This is a genomic window from Pedobacter sp. 01N416 (assembly GCF_056399685.1).
On the sequence record NZ_JBFTRT010000149.1, the window covers coordinates 1 to 9,492 of the forward strand.

Genomic DNA, 9,492 nt, shown 5'->3' on the forward strand with positions numbered 1-9,492 from the left:
TACTTTAGGAGAATTTTCAGGAAAAAGCACTTGAATTAGTTTTTCTGCCCAAAGGGATATCACTTCATTGGGTGGAATATTTGGTTGTTCAAGAGGGTTCTTAATAATTTGTTCAAAAAAATGGTCTTCCATAACTGGTGGTCATACCTGCCCGATCTGCTCATCGACTAGGTATATAGATTTAATCGCTAAATGTAAGTTTTGTTTTTTTAAACCAAAACAACTGGCGCATTTTTATGGTAAAAATTGCTCGGCAATAACAATAAAATTCATGAATATAGCTTTTAGAAAGAATTATCAGTAAAATCAAGCCTTAGAAGGTAAATCTGGAAACACATCAGCTACCAAGCTTATTTATTTTTCGGCCAACTGGTTATCGGTTTAGCAGAAAAGTTCTTTTGTGATGGTTTCCCAGCATCTAGAAAAACTGATATGGCCTGTTCACTATTAGCTTTGAGCCTTACTTCGAACCCTACAATAGAAGTCCCCGGGTTTTTAGCATCATAATCGGTTCCCGGATCTGTTGACCAGGTTTTCATTTTAACTTCGCTTTTGGTATCTACAAAGAGATAACATTTTTTGCTTTTATAACTTAATTCTATGGTATGCTTATCAATAATGTGTACTGTAGCAGGTGTAACCATCGACCACCGAAGGGTTACATCAGTGTTTCCCACGGTTATTTCATCGCGGATCAGTACTGTTTTTTTATTGATCAAGGCCACCCCTCTAATTGATTTTTTTAGTTTATCAGCATATAAGCTACTCAGATCGGCAACAGCATTCATAAACAGGCCATTATTAGCGCTACTGATGAAAGCAGCATTGCCCTTAACAAGCTGAAAAGTACTATCAATGGAAAGTGTATTGTGTGCGAGATTATTATAGCGGAATATTTTCCAGCGCTGTGAATTTTGTTTAGTATCCCAAAGATTAATACCCTTCGATTCGAGCGATTCATATTCCTGCATCCCAAAATCCATTGCCCAACGCACCCCTTGCGATTCCATGATGAAAGAGCCTACATCCATATGACCATGGCTAACGCCGGGTGAGCCACCTTTAAAGCCCACAAAAGTAGCCAGCGGATCTGTCCACGAACTCCGCATCAAAGCAACTGGATTAGGGCCATTTCCGATCCAAAAGTGTGCAGTTTTAGGCTGAATGTTATTAAGCGATAGTTTTGCTCCCCACAACATTGCCGATGGCAGTAATCTATTCTGTAAAGGCATTTGTTCATCAAGCTGTTTTTTAGTTACCCAAAGTAAACCAGGGTCGTTCAGTTTCGATGCAAACCAAAAAAGTGCGGGATTAAATTCTGCCACCGCTCTACTATCTGAATAATTAAAAGGTTTTCCTGAAGGAGCGGTCACATTAGCCAGATAATCAGCTGTTTTAAGGAACCCTGGCTGAGCGCTTAAATTAAAATCCTGATGAAAAACACCTTCTAAAGCACTGATAAACATTACATTAAAAGAAGTGCCGTATTCCCAATAGCCATAACCTTCCGGATAAGCACCATCGGGACCATATTGTTGCATGGGTAGGATTACACTTTTTATTGCCCGGTTAATCAGTTTCGCCGATAAGGCCGGGTGTTCTTCGAAAGTAGCTATTGCACCAAACGAGATACTCGCATTACAAACCTGATTCCAGTTATTGGTAACATTTAACCAGTTATTGTACTTATTGTTTGTTGAAGGCTGTATTCCCTTTTCGAGAATGGCAAGTGCGACTATACTTCTGGTTGATTGGGGTAAATCCTGATATAACCAATCGTAACCTATTGATAAAGCCATTGTCATTTCACCCACATCAAGAAAATGACTTGGGTTCCAATCTTTAAAACCAGAAACTGCCAGCATTTCTTTTTCTGCTCTGGCTACATACTTTTTATCATGGTTAAGCCTAAAAGCATAAGAGAGGTAATAAATCCTTTTAAGTGCTTCTCTAGATACATCAAGCAAACGTTTTCCGATCATCACCCGCTCTAATACGGGTTTATTTAAAACATGATCTGCTTCTGATAGTATGGCTTGATGGATTTGTTTAAACCTCGCGTCGCGTTTTACATTTTCTAAGATCTGTTTTTCAAGGTCATGACTTATCAATAACCTTGGATGCGAAGGCATCTTAAAAGTTGAATCAATTTCCTTGTTTTGCCCTACTGCAAACGTTGAGCAAAACAAGGTTATGATGGTACATATAATTGTGATAAGCTGATTTTTCTTCATGGTTTACAGATCATACTTATCAATTTTACTACGAGAAATTATTTTTTCTGTTCAGATAAGAAAGAAACTAATGAAGCCAGTTCTTCATATGATAATGAATTGGCCATGCCTTCTGGCATCATCGAAGTTTCCATTTCTTTTCTCGACAGGATATCGCCCACTTTGATGGTAAAAACTTCTCCTGCAATATTACGAATCACTACTTTGGCAGCCGTTTCTTCTGTGATAAAGCCCATATAGGTATGGTCGCCTTTGGCGGTAATCATTACTGAAGCAAATCCCTGAGAAATTGAAGCATTAGGTTTTAATATCGATTCTGCAATCTGCTCACGGCTCATAATAGAGCCGATCTGCCCCATAAAAGGGCCTTTCATTTTCTCGCTTTTGCTCAAACTATGACAGGCAATACAACCCTGACTGTTGAAAATATTTTTTCCTTTCAACGGATTGCCCTGTAACTTATTGATCGCCAACAATACATCTTCGATAGATGATTTACCTACCTGACCTTTTTTGTTTTTGATTTTATCTAAATCAATTTTTGGTTCTTCAGCTGCAGCTACTTTTTCTTCTTCGGCAAACTCAGGGATATCCATCCTTTGACGCGCATTTAAATCAACGAAAAATTGTTTTCCCTGTGCTCCGGCTTTCGTAGCCTCTTCTTTCAGGAATTTCTCGATAATAGGAGAACCTTCCCATGAAACAGCTTTAAAGTATGGTCCGTGAGAATCAGGACGTGTACCCCACCACCAAGAAGCGTCGTAGGCAATTTCTTTTTTATACAAACGGCCCAAGGTAACCAGGATCTGCTGTTTTAATTTTTCATCTGTCGATTGTTTATAGTTTTCGATCAGTCCGTTAACCGCTTTTTCGGTATGTATATAACGTAATGCCCAAAGTGCAAGGGTAGAATTTTCAGTTTTAACTGCAGCAAGCAAAGCATCTACCGCCTGAAGATCAACTAAGGCCCTAACAGCTAAGTGAGGCAAAATAATGGCTGAATTTGGCGTTGCATGAGGACCTTCAGTACCTTTGGCAGGTACTGTAAATGAAGCAGGCACCTTCGTTTGTAAAAGCACATTGGCAACTTCTGCCCTGCCCAAACGGTTTAAACCAATTATCGAAGCAGYCTGAACGCGAAGAGAAGGATCCTTTAAACCTTCTAAAAATGGCTCAGCTGGTACTTTGTCTATATTGGCTTTACGATCTGCAAGTGCTTTTAAGGCAAATTCCTTAACTGCTTTATCTTTAGTAAATTCAACTAAAGTTGCAATACCGTTTTCTTTGGTGAGCTGTGCATAGGTATAAATACCGGCTATACGGACATCAAGCGCTAAACTTTGATCGGAAGCCACTTTTAAGGCCGTTGCAATAGCTTGTTTATTGTTGCGCAAAACCAATTCCTGCGAAGCGGTTAAACGGCCTACCGCACTATTCGATTTAAGTAGCTCAGTTAGTTTTTTAATTGAAGCTTTTTTAACATCAGGAAAAGCTTTGTATGTCCAGTTGTTTGGCACTGCCCGAACAACGTAGCCTTTATTCGGGCTGCCAGAATAACCAGCGCCATCCCAAGCCGATAGATAAAGTCTTCCTGAACCGTCTACATCAAGGTCGGTAATCTGAGGAAGTTTAATAAACTCTTCATCTTTCTGCGTAAAGGTTGGGCCATCAGTGGTAACTCTATGAATATAAAGCATGCTTCTGCCCCAATCGGCCATCATTGGTACATGGTTATATTGTTCAGGCCAGTTCGGTTCATCCATAAACAATGCACCGGTACCCGATCCTCCACCTAAATCTGCAAGCGCAGGAATAATTTCGTCGGTAAAATTCTGAAATAACACAGGGTAACCATATTCTCCAGATTGTATATGGTGCGAGAAACGAACGTTCCATCCACCGCCATCATTGGTATTTTCTCTGGTAAAAACGTTCATGTAAGGATCAATAGCAACATCATAAACATTACGTGTACCATGTGTATATACTTCCATTTCAGTTCCGTCAGGACGAACACGCATAATTCCACCACCTAGCATAGTTAGTTTTTTACCTGAACGATCTACCGCATCATGGAATCCAAAATCTCCAACGGAAATGTAAATCCATCCATCAATACCCATTCTAATGCCATTAGTAGCATGGTCGGTACCACGTTCGCGGATATATTTGGCATTACTGATATGCTCTATAAGCGGTTTTTCGGGTMCATCGGCTTTTCCATCGCCATCTTTATCTTCGAAAACTACTAAATTCATGCCTGTAGCCTGTTTTGTTTCTTTAGAAAAAGTGGTATGTAATACATATACCTGGCTACCTTGAACAATAATACCGCGTGGATTATCCACTTCGGCAAAATCTACATGTTCGTCCATTTTACCATCGTTATCCTTATCTATCAATTTAAGAATATGACCTTTACCAGGATCTTTGCCTAAAGAGCCGATCATATCAACACCAACATATACTTCTCCGGTTGGCGCTACGGCTAAACAGGCTGGGCTGGGTGTAACATCAGGTCCTGCGAAATTGGTTATCGTTAATTCAGGGGGTGATACGCGTTGTATTTTTGGTTCGCTAAAGAAGTTTCTTAATCCAAAAAAAACTAGTGTAAAAGAAATTAAGCTTAAAGAAAATTTAATCATTTGTGTGTGTTATTGGTTTCTTGATTGGTTGTGCCGCGTAAACTTACAAAAAAATATAAATTCTCTTGTGCCACAATTTTGTGCATTTCAACTTAATTCTTAACCATTTAACACTTTTACTTACTAGCCGCTAAACTTATTTACTTCATTTTAAAGTAAAACAACTTCACAGACGTTATCCTGATAAAGATCCGTATTAATTAAAGCAACAATTCAAACTAATTACTATGGACAACTAAATAAGCTTCAAACCGCTATAATTATGCATAACAACAAGTAAAACACAAATTAAATGAAGAAAAAACGCCTTATAAATAAGATAAAAAACCGCTTTCATCAGAATCAGGTAAATTATTTCGTAAAACTCTTGCTCCAAACGAGATATTTTATTATATTTACTAAATCCAACATTCATTAAATCAGTACGTTATGAAAAATATTCTTTATTTCTTCCTGACTGCCCTGATCTCCTCCATTGCACTGTTAATTACCAAGGATTCATTTGAACCCGAATTGGTTTATAGCACAGTGGTATTAATATGGATTTTTTACATTTGGTACCATATTTATGCTGCTAGTAAGAGGAACTACAGCGAGTAGTCTGTGTCTTAATTAAATTGAATTCTCCGATTGAATATAATCTGGAGCTAAAATATTAGTGACCAATATTTTACCCTTTCTTTTTGCTTTCATCTCATTATTAATTTATTGATACAGCCATTGAAAGTAAATTATTTACTTTCTTGTTAAGAAAGTTGTAATTATTTAAGATGATTGCCAGATGCATCACAGTTAATTTATTATCTTCGCCGAAAACTAAAACACAGTAGTTTACGTTTATAACTAAGCTTGGCCAATTAGCCAGGTTATACATAAAGCTTAATGAACTTGGAGTTATCGACCTCGTACATGGGGTAGATTAGCGCACAGGATCATGAAATCAAAAGCAAAATTCCCATGTTTAACAGGGAATACATTTTACTCGGAAGTTCGCCGCAGAGTAAACAACGACTTTAAAGAAAACAATAGAAGTATCAATGCCAATGTGCTGATGTGGTTTAAAGCCTTTCTTTTCCTTACTATATTTCTGGCACTTTACTTTTCCATACTCCTTTTAAACGTGCATAGCACTATACTTTTGGGACTTACCATTTTACTTGGTGCAACTTGTGCATTTATTGGTTTTAATATCTGCCACGATGCCATTCACGGTGCGTTTTCGAGTTCTAAACGCATCAATTCTTTTTTCAGTTTTCTTTTTAATATGGTTGGCGCCAATCCGTATGTGTGGAACATTACCCACAATGTGGTACACCATACCTATACCAATATACCGGGCCATGACGAAGATATAGAAGTAGCACCAGGCCTTATACGCATCTGTACAGAAGATGAATTAAAACCACACCAGCGCTTCCAGCAATGGTATGCTTTCCCTTTATATAGCCTGGCTTCGCTTTCCTGGGTGTTTCGTAAAGATTATAAAAAGTTTTTTCAAAAAAGTGTGGGTGCCTGCCAGAACAAGCATCCGAAGGTTGAATACTTTAACCTCTTTTTCTATAAGTTTCTGTACTACTTTATTTTTATTGGTTTACCGATACTGGTTATACCGCTTGCCTGGTGGCAGATTGCAATCGGTTTTGTGGTGTTACACATGGCTCAGGGCTTAACCATGGGACTCGTTTTCCAACTTGCTCATGTGGTGGAAGGAACAACTTTTCCAATAACCAATGCAGAAGGCAATATGGAAGAAGCCTGGGCCGAACACCAAATGCGAACTACAGCTAATTTTGCAACCCAATCGCCAATCTCAGCATTCTTTCTTGGTGGATTGAACCGGCAAATAGAACACCACCTTTTCCCTAAAATATGCCATGTTCATTATGGACGGATCTCCATCATTGTAAAACAAACTGCGTTAGAATTTGGATTGCCCTATCATGAAAACAGCACTTTCTTATCGGCACTTCGCTCCCATTACCGCATCCTAAAGAGAATGGGACAACCGGAAACAATTTAGTGGCTATTAAGTTAAGGGCGATAATTCAACCTTAATATTCTTATTCCCTTAATGGTAAAAATCCTTAATCTTATTTTTTCATCATTAAGCAGTTTAGGGCATTAAGATCATGCAAATTTGATCTTAATATTCTTATCCCCTTAAAGGGAAAAGTCTTTAAATCTTATTTATTTCATCATTAAGAAGTTTAGGGCATTAAGTTTTGAGCGCCTGTAAAATTGTGCGATACGCATGAACAAATGACTAATGAACCAATAAAACAACACCTAATAACATAAACTTAACATACAATACATTCCTTCAACAGGCAGATCTTTTTATCTTTAACCATATGTACTGGTACGAAGAAGAAGTTAAACAATTGGAAAGGGCGCATCGCTTAGATCGGGAGCATCCTGGTGTTATTTTCTATGGCAGTTCATCTATCCGGTTGTGGAATAGTCTCGAAGATGATTTTGATGACATGAAAGTAACCAATTTAGGCTTTGGCGGCTCTACGTTAGCAGCATGTGTATGGTTTTTTGAGCGGATTATGATAGACTACAGGCCGAAGGCACTTGTAGTATATGCAGGCGATAACGATCTTGGCGATGGCAGAAACCCTGAAGAGATATTTATCTTTTTCCAGCAGCTCATGGTTAAAGTTAACCAGCGGTTTGGCATATTACCCTGTTATTTTATATCGCTAAAACCCAGTCTTACCCGCTGGCAAATGGCCGATCAGTTTAGATATACCAATAACCTTATCGAAAGCGAAATCATTAAACTCAATAGCAATTGGAAATTTATTGATGTATTTAAGAAAATGCTCAACAAAGAAGGCAATCCAGACCCTGCACTTTACGATCACGATGGATTGCATCTGAGCGAAGAAGGTTATCGTTTGTGGGCAGCTACTGTTAAAGAGAAATTAGGTTAATCATTACGCTTAATTAATATCCCGATAACATACATGCCTTAATTTTCCGCAAAAGAATTGAAGCCAATGAACAGGGAATATCACAAGTGGTTCAGCCATCATCTTCAACGGGATATGGAATTATTGGTTTTCGGTCATGCCGGAAGAGCAGTTATCTTTTTCCCCACCCGTATGGCCAGGTTTTACGATTACGAAAACTGGGGAATTATAGCTTCATTAAGTACACAGATTGAAAATGGCGAACTCCAAATTTTCTGCGTGGATAGTATAGATGGAGAAAGCTTTTATAACGATGAGGTGTTTCCATCGGTACGCATAGACCGGCATTTACAATATGAAAAATATCTCCTCGAAGAAGTATTATCGCTTATCTATCAGAAAAATGATGGCGATTACATAGAAACCGCAGGCTGTAGTATGGGCGCTTACCATGCTATAAACCTGGCTATGAAATATCCCTGGTTATTTAAAAAAGCCGTTGGCATAAGCGGCAGATATGACCTTACAGACAGTATAGGCGATTTTAGAGACCTACTGAACGGGTTTCACGACGAAAAAGTTTATTTTAATATGCCAGCGCAGTATATTGCTAACCTAAACGATGATCGATTGCTATCAGCAGTTCGAAACATGGAAATTATTCTTGCTGTGGGCGAAACTGATCCATTTTTGAGTGGAAACCAGCACCTAAGCAGCCTGTTATGGGAGAAAGGTATCCCCAATCAGTTTCATACCTGGGAGAGCAACGCGCACCGCCCCCATTACTGGCGAAAAATGGCGCCTATATACATCTAGAATCTATAAACTTAATTATTACTGTACGGCAGCATAATAATATTGCTTAATGTATATTGTATCTAGTGGCCTTGTACTACCTTCCAAAGCCAACACAATATTCGATTCTAACAGCCACTTTTCATATCCGGCATTACTTTTAGCAATTTTTACACCTTTAACTGCCCCAGCAATAGCTCTTAATGAACCGATTGAATTACATGAAGGGCAACCGGACACATATTTCACCCTGCCCTCAGCTACATCCTTGTCTTTCAACAAGAACCGATCACCTGTCATTGGAGCAAGAAAATACAAAATCCTTGAAGCATAATTTCCCTCGCTCCTTGTCCAAAAAACACGGTACTGGCCTGTTGCTAAGGTGAGCTGATTATCTACAAGCGAGGCATAATTAACATATTGAAAATAGCAGGTTGAACCTTGCGGGCAGTCGGTTAAGTTTTTGTCATCTACTGTAAAGTCTGTCGGATCATCGGTTTTCTTTTTACAGGCGAACAAAGTGTTCAATGCGATTAAAAGAAGAATGGCAATTGGTTTGAAGGCGTTTTTCATTATTTAGTATTTTATACAAATACGTAACTTGTTGGAGTGACGCTACAGCCTGCATATTAAGTTTATGTTAAATAAATTAACAAGAAAATTGCTTAAAATTATTTAGCGTTCCATGCTCAAAAGACTTTATTTTAACATTGATTGAACAAGAAAATATTAAGTTTGCACATAAACAGATTAAATCTACAAAACATGAAACAAGGATTATTAATAGATATGGATGGGGTGATTTATAGCGGGGAAGAATTGATATTTGGTGCTGATAAATTCATTAAGAACTTAATTGATGAAGATATTCCTTTTGCATTTATGACCAACAATAGTCAG

The 9,492-nt window shown here is 38.2% G+C and carries 7 protein-coding genes and 1 pseudogene; 5 read left to right on the top strand and 3 right to left on the bottom strand.

Annotated features, from left to right (window positions below; translation table 11 throughout):
• Positions 1–350: 350 nt before the first annotated feature.
• Together AC1DND_RS10240 and AC1DND_RS10245 are read right to left on the bottom strand one after the other, a co-directional pair.
• The gene (locus AC1DND_RS10240; RefSeq protein ID WP_477581350.1) at positions 351–2,234 is read right to left on the bottom strand and encodes a heparinase II/III domain-containing protein; all 1,884 of its coding nucleotides are present in this window, start codon (positions 2,232–2,234) and stop codon (positions 351–353) included.
• Positions 2,235–2,272: 38 nt separating this feature from the next.
• A complete protein-coding gene (locus AC1DND_RS10245) occupies positions 2,273–4,879 on the bottom strand; it encodes a DUF7133 domain-containing protein (protein ID WP_477581352.1) in 2,607 nt (868 codons plus the stop codon).
• A gap of 429 nt (positions 4,880–5,308) precedes the next feature.
• On the opposite strand from AC1DND_RS10245, the gene AC1DND_RS10250 reads away from it, so the two are divergent.
• The 4 genes from AC1DND_RS10250 (at position 5,309) to AC1DND_RS10265 (ending at position 8,613) form a co-directional block, all read left to right on the top strand.
• Positions 5,309–5,479, top strand: coding sequence for a hypothetical protein (locus AC1DND_RS10250; RefSeq protein WP_215129139.1), 171 nt, complete (start codon positions 5,309–5,311; stop codon positions 5,477–5,479).
• A gap of 334 nt (positions 5,480–5,813) precedes the next feature.
• Positions 5,814–6,899, top strand: a complete 1,086-nt coding sequence (locus AC1DND_RS10255) for a fatty acid desaturase family protein (RefSeq protein WP_477581354.1) — start codon at positions 5,814–5,816, stop codon at positions 6,897–6,899.
• A gap of 331 nt (positions 6,900–7,230) precedes the next feature.
• Entirely contained in the window at positions 7,231–7,818 is a 588-nt protein-coding gene (locus AC1DND_RS10260) for a GDSL-type esterase/lipase family protein (protein WP_477581356.1), read from the top strand.
• Positions 7,819–7,884: 66 nt separating this feature from the next.
• Positions 7,885–8,613, top strand: coding sequence for an esterase family protein (locus AC1DND_RS10265; protein ID WP_477581358.1), 729 nt, complete (start codon positions 7,885–7,887; stop codon positions 8,611–8,613).
• An 18-nt stretch (positions 8,614–8,631) separates the two neighbouring features.
• Here the strand turns inward: AC1DND_RS10265 and AC1DND_RS10270 are convergent, their stop codons facing one another.
• A complete protein-coding gene (locus AC1DND_RS10270; RefSeq protein WP_477581360.1) occupies positions 8,632–9,165 on the bottom strand; it encodes a hypothetical protein in 534 nt (177 codons plus the stop codon).
• A gap of 216 nt (positions 9,166–9,381) precedes the next feature.
• On the opposite strand from AC1DND_RS10270, the pseudogene AC1DND_RS10275 reads away from it, so the two are divergent.
• Positions 9,382–9,492, top strand: a pseudogene (locus AC1DND_RS10275) (HAD-IIA family hydrolase); the annotation flags it as partial.

Coding starts and splice junctions, on each gene's coding strand:
- AC1DND_RS10240 (WP_477581350.1), bottom strand. CDS start 2,234: ATGAAGAAAAATCAGCTTATCACAATTATATGTACCATCATAACCTTG.
- AC1DND_RS10250 (WP_215129139.1), top strand. CDS start 5,309: ATGAAAAATATTCTTTATTTCTTCCTGACTGCCCTGATCTCCTCCATT.
- AC1DND_RS10255 (WP_477581354.1), top strand. CDS start 5,814: ATGAAATCAAAAGCAAAATTCCCATGTTTAACAGGGAATACATTTTAC.
- AC1DND_RS10260 (WP_477581356.1), top strand. CDS start 7,231: ATGTACTGGTACGAAGAAGAAGTTAAACAATTGGAAAGGGCGCATCGC.
- AC1DND_RS10265 (WP_477581358.1), top strand. CDS start 7,885: ATGAACAGGGAATATCACAAGTGGTTCAGCCATCATCTTCAACGGGAT.
- AC1DND_RS10270 (WP_477581360.1), bottom strand. CDS start 9,165: ATGAAAAACGCCTTCAAACCAATTGCCATTCTTCTTTTAATCGCATTG.